Genomic DNA, 14580 nt, shown 5'->3' on the forward strand with positions numbered 1-14580 from the left:
TGCAACCAACCTTAGACGAAGGTTTGGTAGCTGGTAGCATTGCCAGTGGCATCCAGCTTCACCACATATAATATGGTAGCCACTCTTTGCTACTGCGATTCCAGGAGCCGTGTTCGGGGATGAATATTTGGCTGCGGTACTGGGCGTCGAACTTAGTATCAGTATAAAATTTCATGCCCAGCACGGCTACGTGCGTGCCCAGCTTGCGAGTGGGCTTAGTATGCATCGGCGCCGCTCAATGGTTGCCAGTCGGCGGTGGTCTGGTAAAAACCCTAGGGTTAATAGTTCCTCCGCAACACCGCCCAGGCCGATAGCCAGACCGCAGTCCAAGTGGGAACTCAAAAAAAAGCCGGTCAAAAATTGAGTCCCCCTACCTGGGGGATTCAAAAAAAGGTCCGTTTTTTGAATCCTCCCTTAGCTTCTCCCTCAGTCCCTTCTGTGCCCCCAATGAACGCCTGACGACCACCCGCGCCCACTTCGGCCTGAGCCAGCGCGAGGCGGCTCAGTTACTGGGCACCCACGTCAATCACGACGAGACGAGCCGCCGTTTCCTGCCCTGCGCCGGTAGGCCTTTCACGCGGTGGGCCGGGTCGCCCCTGCCCCGCCGCGGCCGATGCGACTAACCCGCTGCCGGGCCCTCACCAAGCCCGCCTGCCGGTCTGCATGCAGAAGCTGCCGTGCTGGCCGCCCTCGAAGCCCCAGCAGATTGAGATAGATGGTTAAAACTACCTTTCTGGCCCTGCCAGGCGCAATTTACTATTACCGAGCCGTCGTAGCACGCCTCCGAAGTATCAATTGCGGTAGCCCAAGCGTAGGCAATAAGTGATTCGTGTTCGCCTCGCTAGTCCAACAGCTTTCTGCATTCCCAATGGCCTCTCCTACCGTTTCCAATCGCATCCAGCTTGTGCAGGGCGACATCACCCGCCAAGAAGTCTCAGCCGTCGTCAACGCCGCTAATTCCACCCTGCTTGGTGGGGGCGGGGTCGATGGTGCTATCCACCGTACCGGCGGCCCTGCCATTTTGGAAGAGTGCCGCATCATTCGCGCCAGCCCTGATTACAAAGACGGCCTGCCGGCGGGCCAGGCTGTCATCACCACCGGCGGGAAACTGCCGGCCGCGCACGTCATCCACACCGTGGGCCCAATCTGGCACGGTGGCCAGCAAGGCGAGCCTGAACTGCTAGCCAATTGCTACCACAACAGCCTACGCCTGGCGGCCGAGCATCAATTGGCAAGCGTGGCCTTCCCCGGTATTAGTACTGGAGTGTATGGTTACCCAAAAAAGGAAGCTACGAGCATTGCCGTGCGCGAAGTGTGCCAGTGGTTATCCGAAAATCAGTTTCCTCAAACGGTCGTTTTCGTGACGTTTGATGACGAAAGCCGACGCCTGTACGAGCAGGAACTATGACGCCATCCGCAGACGACGGCTTACGCCAATTCACCAACGGCTTCAATGCGCTCGGCTACCTGCTGCATGAGCCAAAGCGGCGTGCTGGTGGCCCCGCAAATGCCCACGGTGCTGGCCCCGGCAAACCACTCGTCCTGTACTTCCTCGGCATTTTCGACGAAGTAGCTGCGGGGGTTGTGCTGTTGCACCACGCTGAACAGCGCTTTGCCGTTGGAGCTTTTGCGGCCGCTCACAAAAATGATGACGTCGTACTCCACGGCAAACTTAGCCAAAGCTGGCTCACGGTTGCTCACCTGCCGGCAGATGCTATCGTTGGCGTCAAAGCTGTCCAGCACACCGCCCGCCGCCACGATACGCGCTTCCATCAGCGCCTTCATCTTGTAGAAGCCCGCCGTACTCTTGGTGGTTTGGCTAAATAGAGTGACGGGACGGGCGAAATTAATCTGGTCCAAATCGGCCTCGTTCATCACGATGATGGCACGATTGCCCGTTTGACCGGTGAGGCCGGCAACTTCGGCGTGGCCCGGCTGGCCGTAAATTACAATTTGGCCGTCTTGGCGCTGGCTCAGGTCGAAAGCGTGCTTCACGCGGTTCTGCAGCTTGAGCACCACCGGGCAACTGGCATCAATCAACTCCAGGTTGTTTTGCAGGGCTAACTGGTAGGTTTCGGGCGGCTCGCCGTGGGCCCGGATGAGGACTTTGCAGTCGTGCAAGGTGGCCAGTTGCTCACGGTCGATGATGCGCAGGCCCTGCTGGTGCAGGCGCTCTACCTCCATACGGTTGTGCACGATATCGCCGAGACAGTAGAGCTGCTGGCCGTGGGCCAACTCATCTTCGGCCATTTGAATGGCGAATTCTACGCCGAAGCAGTAGCCGGAATTCTTATCAATCGTGACCTTCATGCTGAATGACTAACACCACGCGTCGGCGAGAGGGTTCGCCGGGGCAAAGGTACGACTACCCTCGCGGCGCAAATAGCGCGGCCGACACTCGTTCAAGCACAAAATCCACTTGCTCGTCAATTACGAGGTGCGTAGTGTCGAGTAATACGGCGTCGGCAGCGCGGCGCAGGGGGCTTTCGGCGCGGGTCGAGTCGAGGTGGTCGCGCTTGCGCAAATTTTCAATAATGTCTTCGAGCGGCACCTGCTCGCCTTTTTCAGCCAGCTCGGCCTGGCGGCGCTGGGCCCGCACCACGACGTCGGCAGTCATGAAAACTTTTACTTCGGCATCCGGAAAAACCGTGGTGCCAATATCGCGGCCATCCATCACCACGCCGCGCTTGCGCCCCATGCGCTGCTGTTGGGCCACCATGGCGTGCCGCACCATCGGGATAACCGATACCTCGCTCACCGAATTGGAAATAACCATCTGCCGGATATCGTCCTCCCGGTTCACGCCGTCGAGTAAGACTTCGTTGCGGCCCGTGCGCCGGTTGCGGCGGAAGCTGATGTGCAGCGTGTGCAAAGCTTGCTCCACCTGCCCCAAATCCTCGAACGAAATGTTATGCTCCAACAAGTACAGCGTCACGGCCCGGTACATGGCGCCGGTATCAACGTAGGCGTAGTGCAACGCGGCAGCAACGGCTTTCGCGGTGGTGCTTTTGCCACACGAAGAGTAGCCATCAATGGCGATAACGAGTTGTTTCATAACGACGCGGGCGGCCATTGGCCCCGCAAGATTACGAAATCCAGGCCTTACGTACGGCAGGCAGGGTCTTTATCCGGGTCGGTACCGAGGCAAAAAAAGCCGCTACTGAGGCGCTTTCTCCCTCATTCAGTTGCGCATCGACCAAATGAAAGGGATTAAAAAAAAATCTTCCGGCCAGCCCGACACCGGTAGTACCGTCGCGCCCGGTGCCCCATTCGCCCCGGTATACCTGCACCAGGCAGTGCCCCAGAAAGCAGCCCAGGGCCATGATAACGCCCGGCCGCTCGGCCGCACCCAGCTCTCCACGCTGGGCCTGGATGAAGTTGGCGAGATGCGCCACGGCTTCGGCGTTGAAAGCTTTCAGCTTCAGCTGCTCGCGCACTTGCTCGGCAGCAGCCTGAATGGTATTGAGTGGATTGGAAGTGTCGTGAGCCATGAGAATAAAGATAATTATTGGGAGTACAACTACTGGCTACCACCGGGCATACGGTGATAAAACTTCCCTTAAATTTTGCGAACCTCCCGCGTTTTTCTTCGTTTTTTCGGTCAACTAATCTCCTTTACCCCATCAACGACAGCCTTGCCCCAACGAAACCAGACTTTTGCTGGTACTAATAATTTATTTTATCCGTGAGAATTTATCAGTTCTTGTTGCTTACTTAAATGAGTGCGCAACGGCAGCCCCATCATAACTCAGCCCAGGCACATAGTCACTGCCTCTTGGCTTTGTCGCCACACTCGCGGCACCTAATGGCCGCACGGGCACGGCACTGACTTGCCGCCGCTGTGGTGCTTATACCAGCTGGTCTTCTTTTGCTGAGGCGTGCGACGAGCGCAGCCAACCAGGGTGCTGGCGCCCAGGCTCAGCAGCACGAGCAGTAACAGCAACGACAGGGGTTTTCTCATGGCCAGGTATTTTACTTCAAAGTTAAGGTTCTTTGCGGACCGCGCGGCTTTTCGCTTCCATCCAGCTAATTCATGAATTTCCCCGATTTCTCGCTCCTCTCCAACGTTGTCGACATCTTTGCCCGTTCCATTCAGCCCGCTACCATTCGGGTAGTGGAGGGCCGCATTGCCAGCATCACCCCCACCGGGGCCACCACCCCCGACGCAAACCTGCCCTATGCCCTGCCGGGCTTCGTGGATGCCCATGTGCACGTGGAAAGCTCCTTGCTGGTGCCCACCGAGTTTGCCCGGCTAGCGGTAACGCACGGCACCGTGGCCACCGTCTCGGACCCGCACGAAATCGGCAACGTGCTGGGAGTGGCTGGCGTGGAGTATATGTTGGAAAATGCCAGCCACTCACCTTTTAAGTTCTGCTTCGGCGCCCCAAGCTGCGTGCCCGCCACACCATTCGAGACGGCGGGGGCTGAAATCACGCCCGCCGACATCGCCAGACTATTTGAAAACCCCAAAATCGGCTACCTGGCCGAGATGATGAACTGGCCCGGTGTGCTGCAGCGCGACACCGATGTGATGGCCAAAATTGCCCTGGCTCAGGCCACTGGCCGCCCCGTCGATGGCCATGCCCCCGGCCTGCGCGGCGACGACGCGGCCCACTACGCCAGTGCTGGCATTAGCACCGACCACGAATGCTTCGCCGCCGATGAGGCCCTCGACAAGCTGGCGGTCGGTGTGAAAATCCTGATCCGCGAGGGTTCGGCCGCCCGCAACTTCGATGCCCTCATTGGACTTTTGCCCGAGCACTACGCTCATCTGATGTTTTGCTCCGATGACAAGCACCCCGACACACTTGTACTCGGCCACATCAACCAGCTGGTGCAGCGCGCCGTAGCCCTCGGCAACGACGTATTTCATGTGCTGCGGGTGGCCTGCATCAATCCGGTGAAGCACTATAACCTACCCGTGGGCCTGCTGGAAGAAGGTGACCCAGCCGATTTCATTGTGGTGAAGAACTTGCAGGACTTCCAAGTGCTGCAAACCTACCTCAACGGCCAGTTGGTGGCGGAAAATGGCCAGCCGTTGCTACCCGCTACCCCTATTGCGGTGGTCAACAACTTCCACGCCCTGCCCGTCACGGCTGTTGACTTTCACTTACCCACAAGCCAAGAATACAACACCTTACGCGTTATCCAATGCTTCGACGGTCAGCTCATCACTGCTCGCGTTGACCTGCCGGCCCGAATAGAAAACGGTCTCATCGTAACCAACGTAGCTGAAGATGTGCTCAAGCTGGCCGTTATCAACCGCTACCAGCCGCACGTAGCGCCGGCCCTGGCCTTCATCCGGGGCTTTGGTCTGCAACACGGGGCCCTGGCCAGCAGCGTTGGCCACGATTCGCACAACATTACCGCTGTTGGCTGCGACGATGAGAGCATTGCCCGGGCTGTTAATCTGGTTATCGCAGCCAAAGGCGGCTTAGCGGCCGTGGGAGCTGACGGCCGGGAAATCCTCGTTCCCTTGCCGGTGGCGGGGCTGATGTCGGACCAGGAGGGTCAGGCTGTGGCCGGCACCTACGCTGCCGTCGATGCCTTGGCTAAGGAATTAGGCTCTCCGCTGGACGCCCCGTTTATGACACTATCCTTTATGGCGCTGCTCGTGATTCCTAGCCTGAAGTTGAGCGATAAAGGCTTGTTTGATGGACACCGGTTCGAATTTGTTGACGCCGTGGAGTAGGCCGATGCGTACGCTTTCGAAGGGCCAGGGCAATTTCCAGTGGCAATTTGGCGTATAAGTTGCCAGGGTAGTGGGGCGCACCCTACGCCCGCCATGCTCGTTTTATGATGCTACCTCCGCCTGAATTACTACTTCTTCTGCTGCTAATTGCTGGCTTGGCCCAACCGGCGGCGGCTCAGAAATACCGCACCGCCGCTGGCTTCCGCAGCGATGGCACCAACTACGGCCTCACCATTCAGCAACTCATCATTCCCAAAACCACCCTGGAAGGGCTGGGAATGCTGGCTCCGCGCGAGCGTAGCGCCACACTGCTGGCCGAACGCCATTTCGGCATCCTCGGCCCCAGCCTGAACTACTATCTCGGCGCCGGTGCCCACTACGGCCGGCACAAGGACGATGGCAGCTTTTGGGGGTTCGATGGCATCATCGGGGCCGAATACAAAATAGCCTTCATCCCTATCGTCATTTCCTTCGATTTCAAGCCCACCATCGAATACGGCTCGGGCGACTGGAACCGCTTCCCCACGGCTGTTTCGGTGCGCTACATTTTCTGGAAGAAGCGCAAAACTGGTATCTTCCGGGCTCTGGACAAGCTGTAGACCTATGTGGAGACGCCACCTTGGCGTCTCGTCGTGGAACGACCGTAACCGCACAACCTTGCGCAGGTCTTTGCATCAACAAAAAGCCCCGACGCCAGCTGGCGTCGGGGCTTTTTGTTGATGTGGCTAGTAGCTCAGAGGAAGACGGGGCTTATTGAAACCGCTTTTCCAGCAGCTTGCGCATTTTCTCTTCGGTCAGCGGCTTCGTTAAGTACTCTACATTGGGGTACTTGGCTACGCGAGCCGTGTCGGCGCCGTGCATGGATGTAGTGAGCACGGCCATTACCGTTTTGTCCTGCACGGGCTGGGGCAGGGAATTATACAGCTCCAGGAACTCAAAGCCGGAAACGCCCGGCATTTTCAGATCAACAAATACCAGGTCGGGGGCGTTGCTACCACCGTTAGCATTGCCCCAGAGTTGTTCAAACGCCTCATCGGCCCGCGAGAACGTGCTCACGTGGTCGGCCACGGCTAAGCGGCCCAGCAGGCGATTGTTGAGGAAACTGGTGGTTTCGTTATCGTCGACCAGTACAATATGATTCAAATTCGCGGACATCAGATAGGGATTTGTTTCTAGCTTTCACGAAGATACCATTGGCATCTCACTCTCACAAAGATGGTCAAAATCTTATAACCACCCTTGGGCCCGCATCCAGTCGTCGTTGTAAATCTTGCCCAGGTAGCGGGTGCCGTGGTCGGGCAGCACAATAACCATCGTATCCTCTTCCTTCAAATGTTCCCTGGCATATTCCAAGGCGCCGTAAACGGCTGAGCCGCACGACCAGCCCACAAATAAGCCTTCTTCTTTAGCAAGGCGGCGCGTCATCACGGCTGCGTCCTGGTCGGCCACTTTAATAAATAAGTCAATTACGTCGAAGTCCACATTCTTGGGCAGAATGTCTTCGCCGATGCCTTCAGTTTTGTAGGGATAGATTTCGTTTTCGTCGAAAATACCCGTTTCCTTGTACTTCTTGAACACCGAACCGTAGGTATCAAGCCCAATCGTGACGATAGCCGGGTTTTGCTCCTTCAGGTACTTGCTCACACCGCAGATGGTGCCGCCCGTGCCCACGCCAGCCGCCCAATGCGTGATTTTACCGTCGGTACCGTTCCAGATTTCGGGGCCGGTAGTGTCGTAGTGCGCGGCAGCGTTCGAAAGGTTGTCGTACTGGTTGGGATAAAAGGAATTGGGGGTTTCCTTGTTGAGGCGACGAGCCACGGAGTAGTAGGAGCGCGGGTCTTCGGGAGCTACATCGACGGGGCATACCACTACTTCGGCGCCCACGGCCCGCAGAATATCCTGCTTTTCCTTGCTCTGCTTGTCGCTCATCACGAATATCGTTTTGTAGCCTTTGGCGATGGCGGTCAGGGCCAGGCCCATGCCGGTGTTGCCGCTGGTACCCTCGATAATGGTGCCGCCGGGCTGCAAAAGGCCAGCTTTTTCGGCATCCTCAATCATGCGGATGGCCATCCGGTCTTTCACCGAGTTGCCGGGGTTGAAGTACTCCGCTTTGGCCAGTATCGTACCTTTTATACCCTCGGTTACTTTGTTGAGCTTGACGAGGGGAGTATGGCCGACGGCCTCAATAACGTGGTTGAAATACATCGAAAAGGGTGGGTGGGGAGTTGGTGAGAGAGGGCACAAAGGTAGGGACTTTCGACGGGGAGGTGCGGGCGCAACCCTCATCAGAAGTTCTCGGCCTGCGCTCCCAACTCCGTACTGCTCCCTACTGTTCGACCGCCCATGCCAGGTGAAGGTTGTAGGGCCTGGGTCTGGTCGATAACTAGCAGTGCATCGTAGCGGTGCGGCAAATCTGTAGGTACGCAGTTGCCACTTTCGCTGCCCGGGTTGTACTCTACCCCAATGGCACGGTGGCCGCGGCGTTGCGTCAGCCGCTCATCGGGGCGCCAGGATTCCACCAGAATCAGGTTGTTGCCGGGTGATTGCTCGTGCAGCGCAGCCTCCCAGGAATTGGGCTGGGCGGCGGGCACCGGCATGGAAGTCACGGGACCACCCCAGTACGGCGATGCCGTGACGGTACCTGTATAGGTTGTAAAGCCAACCACGAATACTCCCTCCGCCGCATGCTGCTCCCGCATCAACTGGCCTACATTCACCATACCGGCATCGGCCATGTCGGTGTAACGGGCGTCGCCAACGTGGGTATTGTGCTCCCAAACGGCAACTTTGGCATCGGGCCCGTGGAAGCGCATCAACCGATTGATGGTTTCGGTCATGTGCTGGTCGCGGATGTTCCACGAACCCGCGTAGCTCCGCACAGCAGCTCGGTAGTATCGCTCGGTATTCACGGCCACCAGCGCATTTTGCTCGGCATTGAAGGCCCCTTCGTGGTCGGCGGGTAGCGTCTTCAGGCGGTTGCGCACGGCTGTCAGCACGTTGGCCACCGCAGTGGCGCAGCGGGTCCCGCTGGTCGTGGCTTGGCCATAGTCCTCTTCATTCGGATAGGCGCTCAGGCAGTCCAGTGCCGCATCTACGGCGTTGCGCGTGGCCGGGTCGGCTTCGACGAAATTGGTGCGGATGTTTTGCAGCGACTCCCGTAAGCTGTAGAGGTCCAGGCCATAAAAGCCTACTTTTTGGGTTGCCGGGCGGGTGCTATTATAACCCCGCAGCCACTCGGCAAAGTCAGCCACTTCGGTATTGGCCCACATCCAGGTAGGCCAGCGCGTTAGGCGTCGCAATACCTCGGCCGCCGAGGCGCCATTGTTGACGCCTTTCACATAGCGGTTTAGCTGGTAGAGCGCCGGCCAGTCACCTTCCACACCAATCAGGGGAAAGCCTTTTTCCTGAATGAGCCGCTTGGTGATGGTGGCGCGCCAAGCGTAGAACTCGGCGGTGCCGTGCGAGGCTTCGCTCAGCAGTGCGTAACGGACCGTGCCTATTTGATTGAGGAGCGGGTCAAGATTCTGAGGGGTTTCGAGCCGCGAAATGCCGCGCTCCGGCACGGTGACGCTGATGCTTGGAAAAGCAGCATTTTCCTTTTCTGAGCAGCTTGTGAATAAAAAGCACAAGCTCAGGAGCAACACTAAACTAAGATTTTTCATCACAAGTAATTGTTACGATTGTTTTTATGATTGCTCACTAAACTGCTGTGCTTTTATCGCCGCACTTGCAGACTCACCAGCAATTATTTAGGGCTTATAAGCCAATCCGGTGCTGCTCCAACTCAATTCGGGTAAGAGCTTATGCTCTAGCAACGCGGCACCGGACGGCGGCAGTTGAAAAACGCTACTAGGGATTCCGGGGATTCCCACCGGGCCTCTAATTCAGTAGTTTTTCCTGGATTTGAGTTCTTTCCGCAGTCCGCGCGCTTTCAACGTACGCGTGCCTTGCCCCTGCCCCAAAAAGCCCTACTTTTGCAGCCGTTGCCCGTCCGGGCCACCTCCCCTACTCCATCAACTCCCAAAAACACCTCCGAATGAGCGTTCTGGTCAATAAAAATTCCAAGGTTATCGTGCAGGGCTTCACTGGCTCCGAAGGCTCGTTTCATGCCCAGCAGATGATGGACTATGGCACCAATGTGGTGGGCGGCGTCACGCCCGGCAAAGGCGGGTCTGAGCACCTCGGTCGTCCCGTGTTCAACACCGTGGCTGAAGCCGTGGAAAAGGCTGGCGCTGACACCAGCATCATTTTCGTGCCGCCGGCTTTCGCCGCCGACGCCATCATGGAAGCTGCCGATGCAGGCATCAAGGTGATTATCACCATCACGGAAGGCATCCCCACCAAGGATATGATTGCCGTGAAGCACTACTTGAAAGACCGGCAGGGCATCACGATGATTGGCCCGAACTGCCCCGGCGTAATGACCGCCGGCGAATGTAAAGTGGGCATCATGCCCGGCTTCATCTTCCAGAAAGGCAAAATCGGCATCGTCTCTAAGTCGGGCACCCTGACGTACGAAGCGGTAGACCAGCTCACCAAAGCCGGCTTGGGCCAGACCACGGCCATCGGCATCGGCGGCGACCCCATCATCGGCACCACCACCAAGCAGGCAGTCGAATTGCTGATGAACGACCCCGAAACCGAGGGCATCGTGATGATAGGCGAAATCGGCGGCGGCATGGAAGCCGAAGCCGCCCGTTGGATTAAGGAAACCGGCAACAAGAAACCCGTCGTGGGCTTCATCGCCGGCCAGACGGCCCCTCCCGGCCGCCGCATGGGCCACGCTGGTGCCATCGTCGGCGGTGCTGATGACACAGCCGCCGCTAAAATGGCCATCATGCGCGAGTGCGGCATCCACGTCGTGGATTCGCCCGCCGAGATTGGCGACACCATGCTGCGCGTGTTGGGCGGCAAGTAATTACTAAGCTCCTGCGTCGCTTGCGGCGGCGAGGGTTTGACATGAAAAAGGCCTCAGCAGAAGCTGAGGCCTTTTTTATTGCCAGGGCTGCCGTAATGGCGCGCCGCTACTCGTCCAGGGTTGTGTTTTTATCTAAGTTGATAACTATTCCCAGCTGAAATACTGAGTTGGCGGCTTTCAGGTATTTGTTGTTGCGGAAGCCGAAAATCTGGCCGCTGATTAATTGGAGCTGTACGGGGCCAACAATCTGGGTGCGGGTGAAGGTGATGGGCTCAAAGAAGACGTTGTTCTCGCCGGGAGTGGCCACACCATCGATGCGGAAGTTGTTGAGCTGCATGTAGCTCATGCGCAGGGCGGCACCGTAGGTGAGAGGGAAGTCGTGGTTAAAGAGGTGCAGGTTTTTGCTCTTTTTGCGGGCGTAGTTTACCTGGCCGAAGACCTTGGAAAGGCTACCGTTGAGGGTGCGGGTAGTGAGCTGCTCGCTGTTGCGCTCGATGCGCTCGGTGGAGCCGCCGCCGCCGCCCACGTACACTTCCAGCACACGCTTATCGGGCAGGCGGGTGAAGTAGCCGAGGCTGGCTTCGCCGAAGTCGATGTTTTCGGTGCGGTTGGACTTCTTGCGGTGCAGGGAGGAGAAAGTACCGGCTACCGCCAAATGATTGGTGAGGCCATAAGCGCCTTGCAGGGCATAGTTGGTATGCTGGTTGGTGCTGACGTTGCCGTAAAACTCGCCCTTATGCGTAAGCATCGGCGCGTGGGGCGGTGGCGGGAAATAGAGCGAGGAGCAGCCCGTGAGACCAGTGAGAGCAAGCAAGAAGACGAGACGCAACGGATACTTCATAAAGGGAGTCGAGAGAGCAGGCAACGCCTGGACCAGCAATTTCGTGTTTATGCTGAATCAGCAGGACAATTTAAATGGTGCGGTCAGTCGTGCAGGCAGGCTCAGCAGCCAAGCTCGCGCAAAGTTACTAAGTGGTACCAAAGCCACTAACTACCACGGACGGGCTAGGCGGTCGAAAATGGGCTTGTAAAACCTTATATTTGCCTACTCTACCTTTTTTCCCTGCTCCTTATGCCTTTTCCCAAAAAGCCAGTTCCAGTCAGCGACCGGTTCGCGCTGCTCAATCAAGGTATGCGCCCACCTTCGCAACATACCAGCGGGAAAGCAACGGTTTTGCACCAATATTCGCAATTTGGCTCCTTGCTCCATAACCCGGTGAAGCAAGTAAAACAGGTGCTGTGCCAGGCTTCACTACGAATCAATGGCCGCGAAATCATTAACTGGTGGTCGGGAGTTGATGTGGGGTACCACGGGTCAGGCTGGGGGCACGGCCTCCGGCGCTTATTGGCCGACCAACTGGGTCTGGACAACACAGTGAGCAACCTGGTGGAGTTGGGTATTCACTCCCAGTTGCAATCGAGCCGGGTGCGGGTGACGGGCCACCTACTGGCCCTCATCATCGCCGACCCAGCCATGATACGTTTTCAAAACGAAAAAATCCGGCAAATACGCGCCCATTCTCGCTACGGGGTTTATCCCTTCACACCAATTATTCTCCCCGCTGTTGTTGGTTTCGGTGGCGACCGGACCGGTGGCGACAACTGGAATAAACTGAGCCGCGAAAATCCCATCTTGCACAAGTCTACCTGGCAGGTAGCCACCAATGAACTTACTTGGTCGCTGCGAAATGTCATGGTGCATTGCACTGCTTCCGTGGACTCACGGGGCACCATTACCCTTAACTACTGGCTGCGAGACACTTTTGACTTGAGCGAACAGAAGGGTCGGTCGGGAGCCTACAATGCCATTAGCCGCAGTACTGGCTTCTTATATCACGACGTTGTGGGCGGCAACAGTGAGCTACAGGTAGAAGCCCGCTGGACCCAGGTGATTACTCCCCGCCGACCATGAACTTACTGTATTGCTGTGGCCTGGCCCTGCTGCTGGCCGGCTGTGCGCCCGAAGTCAAGAACCCGGACGGCAGCCCAGCCGAGGCGTTCTACACGGAATCTTCTATTGGTGACGGCGTGCGTCTCCCCTTGCTCAAGCCCTATGAGATTCTACGTCTGACCGGCGAAACGCACTGGCTCATGAACTGCTTCAATGGCCTTGGTAGTATAGATCAAGTCAATAAAGTGGCCGTCGTGGACAGCGTCATGGTGCTCTACGCAGCTGGAAAAATAGCTGATAAGCTACGGGAGTCTTACATCTCGGAAGCGTGGTACGTCATTATTCCAGCGAAAAAAGTGGAATTGCAATTTGACCATCGGAAAGACTTCGTAGCCTACTTACGCACCCTCCATGTGGACCCGGCCCGTGTGCGGCTCTATCCCATTGACTCGGTGTTTGCCTCGTTCGAACGCAAATACCCTATCGACTGGGTCCACGATTTCCGGCACTTGTCCGGCCAGTGATGAGACGTGAGGCCGCGCCTGTCAGGTAAGTCGGCGGCACGTTTTTTCTAATAAAAGCGCATCCTTTCGGGCTGCACGGGCGACCTGAACCGTACAAGGGAAACCCTACCTCTCTTGCCTACTCATGCCCGCTACTGCTTTCGACGTACTTATTATTGGTTCTGGCCAGGCCGGCAACCCCCTGGCCACCGCGCTGGCCGGGGCGGGCCGCCGCGTGGCGCTTATCGAAGAAAACCTGCTGGGGGGCTCCTGCATCAACTACGGCTGCTCACCCACCAAAGCGCTGCTCGCCACGGCCGAGCGCCTGCACCAGCTGCGCACCACGGCCACCGTGGCAGCCCCGGACGTTCCCGACGCGGCCCAGCTTCGGGTTGATTTGGCAGCGGCCGTGGCCCGGAAGGACGTCATAGTACAAGCCATGCGCGACGGCACCCGCGACAACCTCACCAAGGAGCACGACAACATCACGCTCTTCGACGGCCACGCAGCCTTCACCGCGCCGCACACGCTACAAGTTGCCCTCAAAGATGGCAGTGCCCGGGACCTCACCGCGCCACTTATCTTCATCAATACCGGCACCCGGGCCGCCATTCCGGAGGTAGAGGGGCTGGCCGAGGCGGGCTACCTCACCACTACGCAGTTGCTCGACCTGAAGGAACTGCCCGAGCACCTGCTCATTCTGGGTGGCGGCTACATTGGGTTGGAGTTTGGCCAGATGTTCCGGCGCTTCGGCAGCCGCGTCACCATCGTAGAATCGGGCCCGCAGCTGCTCGAACGCGAGGACGATGACGTGTGCCAGGGCCTGCAAGAGGCTCTGACGGCCGAAGGAATTGAGTTTGTGATGGGCGCGCGGGCCCACCGCGTGAGCCGCGGGGCTGATGGGCAGCTTATCCTCACGGCCCGCACCAGCGCGGGCGAGCGGCGGCTGCGCGGCACCCACCTGCTGGTAGCCACCGGCCGCCGCCCCAATTCGGATAAGCTGGGGCTAGGTTTCGCGGGCATCAAAACCGATGAGAAGGGCTACGTCCTGGTCAATAACAATCTGCAAACAAATGTGCGCGGGGTGTACGCGCTGGGTGATATTCACCCTGGCCCGCAATTCACGCATATTTCCTACGACGACTACCGCGTGGTGCGCGATGCCCTGCTCCACGGCCAACGGCGCTCGGCCCGGCAGCGCCCCCTACCCTACTGCGTATTTACCGACCCGCCGCTGGCCCGCATCGGCCTGAACGAGGGCCAGGCCCAGGAGCAGAAAATTCCCTACCGCGTGGCCACCATGCCGGTGCGCACCATTGGCCGGGCCCAGCACACGAGTGAGGCGCAGGGCTTCTGGAAGGTGATGGTGGGCGACGATGACCGACTGCTGGGCGCCACCCTGCTCGGTCCCGAAGTCGGCGAAATCATGGCCATCATCGAAGTCGCCATGGCGGGCCGGCTGAAGTATCAGCAACTTCAGGAAATGATTTTTGCCCACCCCACGTGGGCCGAGGGCCTGAACAACGTGTTCCGCGAACTGGAGCGCCCCGGCAAGTAGGCGTACTTGCCGGGGCGC

The 14580-nt window shown here is 58.1% G+C and carries 15 protein-coding genes and 1 pseudogene; 7 read left to right on the forward strand and 9 right to left on the reverse strand.

Features of this window, described 5'->3' with window-relative positions; all coding sequences use genetic code 11:
- Nucleotides 1–58: 58 nt before the first annotated feature.
- Entirely contained in the window at nt 59–226 is a 168-nt protein-coding gene (locus tag WX88_RS30305) for a hypothetical protein (RefSeq protein WP_197076859.1), read from the reverse strand.
- 642 nt (nt 227–868) lie between these two features.
- On the opposite strand from WX88_RS30305, the gene WX88_RS19455 reads away from it, so the two are divergent.
- Complete coding sequence (locus WX88_RS19455) at nt 869–1408, forward strand: O-acetyl-ADP-ribose deacetylase (RefSeq protein ID WP_046246082.1); 540 nt, start codon at nt 869–871, stop codon at nt 1406–1408.
- Nucleotides 1409–1428: 20 nt separating this feature from the next.
- Here WX88_RS19455 and WX88_RS19460 read toward each other — a convergent pair whose 3' ends face one another.
- The 4 genes from WX88_RS19460 to WX88_RS30310 all read right to left on the reverse strand — a co-directional run bounded on the left by WX88_RS19460 (nt 1429) and on the right by WX88_RS30310 (nt 3961).
- Entirely contained in the window at nt 1429–2310 is an 882-nt protein-coding gene (locus WX88_RS19460) for a 4-hydroxy-3-methylbut-2-enyl diphosphate reductase (RefSeq protein ID WP_046246083.1), read from the reverse strand.
- Nucleotides 2311–2365: 55 nt separating this feature from the next.
- Complete coding sequence (cmk, locus tag WX88_RS19465; RefSeq protein WP_046246125.1) at nt 2366–3055, reverse strand: (d)CMP kinase; 690 nt, start codon at nt 3053–3055, stop codon at nt 2366–2368.
- A gap of 31 nt (nt 3056–3086) precedes the next feature.
- Nucleotides 3087–3491, reverse strand: coding sequence for a hypothetical protein (locus WX88_RS19470; RefSeq protein WP_046246084.1), 405 nt, complete (start codon nt 3489–3491; stop codon nt 3087–3089).
- A gap of 311 nt (nt 3492–3802) precedes the next feature.
- Nucleotides 3803–3961 (reverse strand): hypothetical protein, encoded by a 159-nt coding sequence (locus tag WX88_RS30310; RefSeq protein ID WP_156176285.1) that lies wholly within the window; start codon nt 3959–3961, stop codon nt 3803–3805.
- A 72-nt stretch (nt 3962–4033) separates the two neighbouring features.
- On the opposite strand from WX88_RS30310, the gene ade reads away from it, so the two are divergent.
- Both ade and WX88_RS19480 read left to right on the forward strand, forming a co-directional pair.
- The gene (ade, locus tag WX88_RS19475; protein ID WP_046246085.1) at nt 4034–5692 is read left to right on the forward strand and encodes an adenine deaminase; all 1659 of its coding nucleotides are present in this window, start codon (nt 4034–4036) and stop codon (nt 5690–5692) included.
- A 104-nt stretch (nt 5693–5796) separates the two neighbouring features.
- A complete protein-coding gene (locus WX88_RS19480; RefSeq protein WP_052732870.1) occupies nt 5797–6291 on the forward strand; it encodes a hypothetical protein in 495 nt (164 codons plus the stop codon).
- A 151-nt stretch (nt 6292–6442) separates the two neighbouring features.
- On the opposite strand, the gene WX88_RS19485 is transcribed toward WX88_RS19480, so the two are convergent.
- From WX88_RS19485 to WX88_RS19495, 3 genes and pseudogenes are all read right to left on the reverse strand, one after another.
- Entirely contained in the window at nt 6443–6847 is a 405-nt protein-coding gene (locus WX88_RS19485) for a response regulator (protein WP_046246086.1), read from the reverse strand.
- Nucleotides 6848–6922: 75 nt separating this feature from the next.
- Nucleotides 6923–7897: pseudogene (locus WX88_RS19490) on the reverse strand (PLP-dependent cysteine synthase family protein); the annotation flags it as partial.
- 80 nt (nt 7898–7977) lie between these two features.
- Nucleotides 7978–9354 carry an erythromycin esterase family protein gene (locus WX88_RS19495; protein ID WP_082116163.1) on the reverse strand — a complete coding sequence of 459 codons (1377 nt, stop codon included), beginning with the start codon at nt 9352–9354 and terminating at the stop codon, nt 7978–7980.
- Between the two features lie 374 nt (nt 9355–9728).
- Here WX88_RS19495 and sucD point away from each other — a divergent pair, with 374 nt between their 5' ends.
- Entirely contained in the window at nt 9729–10610 is an 882-nt protein-coding gene (gene sucD, locus WX88_RS19500; RefSeq protein ID WP_046246088.1) for a succinate--CoA ligase subunit alpha, read from the forward strand.
- Nucleotides 10611–10716: 106 nt separating this feature from the next.
- Here the strand turns inward: sucD and WX88_RS19505 are convergent, their stop codons facing one another.
- Nucleotides 10717–11451 (reverse strand): hypothetical protein, encoded by a 735-nt coding sequence (locus WX88_RS19505; RefSeq protein WP_046246089.1) that lies wholly within the window; start codon nt 11449–11451, stop codon nt 10717–10719.
- 231 nt (nt 11452–11682) lie between these two features.
- Here WX88_RS19505 and WX88_RS19510 point away from each other — a divergent pair, with 231 nt between their 5' ends.
- The 3 genes from WX88_RS19510 to WX88_RS19520 all read left to right on the forward strand — a co-directional run bounded on the left by WX88_RS19510 (nt 11683) and on the right by WX88_RS19520 (nt 14562).
- Entirely contained in the window at nt 11683–12522 is an 840-nt protein-coding gene (locus tag WX88_RS19510; protein ID WP_046246090.1) for a hypothetical protein, read from the forward strand.
- On the forward strand, nt 12519–13025 hold the full coding sequence (locus tag WX88_RS19515; RefSeq protein WP_046246091.1) for a hypothetical protein: 507 nt from the start codon (nt 12519–12521) through the stop codon (nt 13023–13025). Before WX88_RS19510 ends, WX88_RS19515 begins: the two co-directional genes overlap by 4 nt.
- Before the next feature lie 124 nt (nt 13026–13149).
- On the forward strand, nt 13150–14562 hold the full coding sequence (locus tag WX88_RS19520) for a mercuric reductase (RefSeq protein ID WP_046246092.1): 1413 nt from the start codon (nt 13150–13152) through the stop codon (nt 14560–14562).
- The last annotated feature ends 18 nt before the right edge of the window (nt 14563–14580 follow it).

It is taken from the genome of Hymenobacter terrenus (assembly GCF_000972495.1).
Classification (GTDB): domain Bacteria; phylum Bacteroidota; class Bacteroidia; order Cytophagales; family Hymenobacteraceae; genus Hymenobacter; species Hymenobacter terrenus.

Excerpts from the sequence above, each read along its gene's own strand:
- WX88_RS19470 (WP_046246084.1), bottom strand. The coding sequence starts at position 3,491 with ATGGCTCACGACACTTCCAATCCACTCAATACCATTCAGGCTGCTGCC.
- WX88_RS19485 (WP_046246086.1), bottom strand. The coding sequence starts at position 6,847 with ATGTCCGCGAATTTGAATCATATTGTACTGGTCGACGATAACGAAACC.
- cmk (WP_046246125.1), bottom strand. The coding sequence starts at position 3,055 with ATGAAACAACTCGTTATCGCCATTGATGGCTACTCTTCGTGTGGCAAA.
- ade (WP_046246085.1), top strand. The coding sequence starts at position 4,034 with ATGAATTTCCCCGATTTCTCGCTCCTCTCCAACGTTGTCGACATCTTT.
- WX88_RS30305 (WP_197076859.1), bottom strand. The coding sequence starts at position 226 with ATGCATACTAAGCCCACTCGCAAGCTGGGCACGCACGTAGCCGTGCTG.
- WX88_RS19505 (WP_046246089.1), bottom strand. The coding sequence starts at position 11,451 with ATGAAGTATCCGTTGCGTCTCGTCTTCTTGCTTGCTCTCACTGGTCTC.
- WX88_RS30310 (WP_156176285.1), bottom strand. The coding sequence starts at position 3,961 with ATGAGAAAACCCCTGTCGTTGCTGTTACTGCTCGTGCTGCTGAGCCTG.
- WX88_RS19455 (WP_046246082.1), top strand. The coding sequence starts at position 869 with ATGGCCTCTCCTACCGTTTCCAATCGCATCCAGCTTGTGCAGGGCGAC.
- WX88_RS19520 (WP_046246092.1), top strand. The coding sequence starts at position 13,150 with ATGCCCGCTACTGCTTTCGACGTACTTATTATTGGTTCTGGCCAGGCC.
- WX88_RS19495 (WP_082116163.1), bottom strand. The coding sequence starts at position 9,354 with ATGAAAAATCTTAGTTTAGTGTTGCTCCTGAGCTTGTGCTTTTTATTC.
- WX88_RS19480 (WP_052732870.1), top strand. The coding sequence starts at position 5,797 with ATGATGCTACCTCCGCCTGAATTACTACTTCTTCTGCTGCTAATTGCT.
- WX88_RS19510 (WP_046246090.1), top strand. The coding sequence starts at position 11,683 with ATGCCTTTTCCCAAAAAGCCAGTTCCAGTCAGCGACCGGTTCGCGCTG.
- WX88_RS19460 (WP_046246083.1), bottom strand. The coding sequence starts at position 2,310 with ATGAAGGTCACGATTGATAAGAATTCCGGCTACTGCTTCGGCGTAGAA.
- sucD (WP_046246088.1), top strand. The coding sequence starts at position 9,729 with ATGAGCGTTCTGGTCAATAAAAATTCCAAGGTTATCGTGCAGGGCTTC.
- WX88_RS19515 (WP_046246091.1), top strand. The coding sequence starts at position 12,519 with ATGAACTTACTGTATTGCTGTGGCCTGGCCCTGCTGCTGGCCGGCTGT.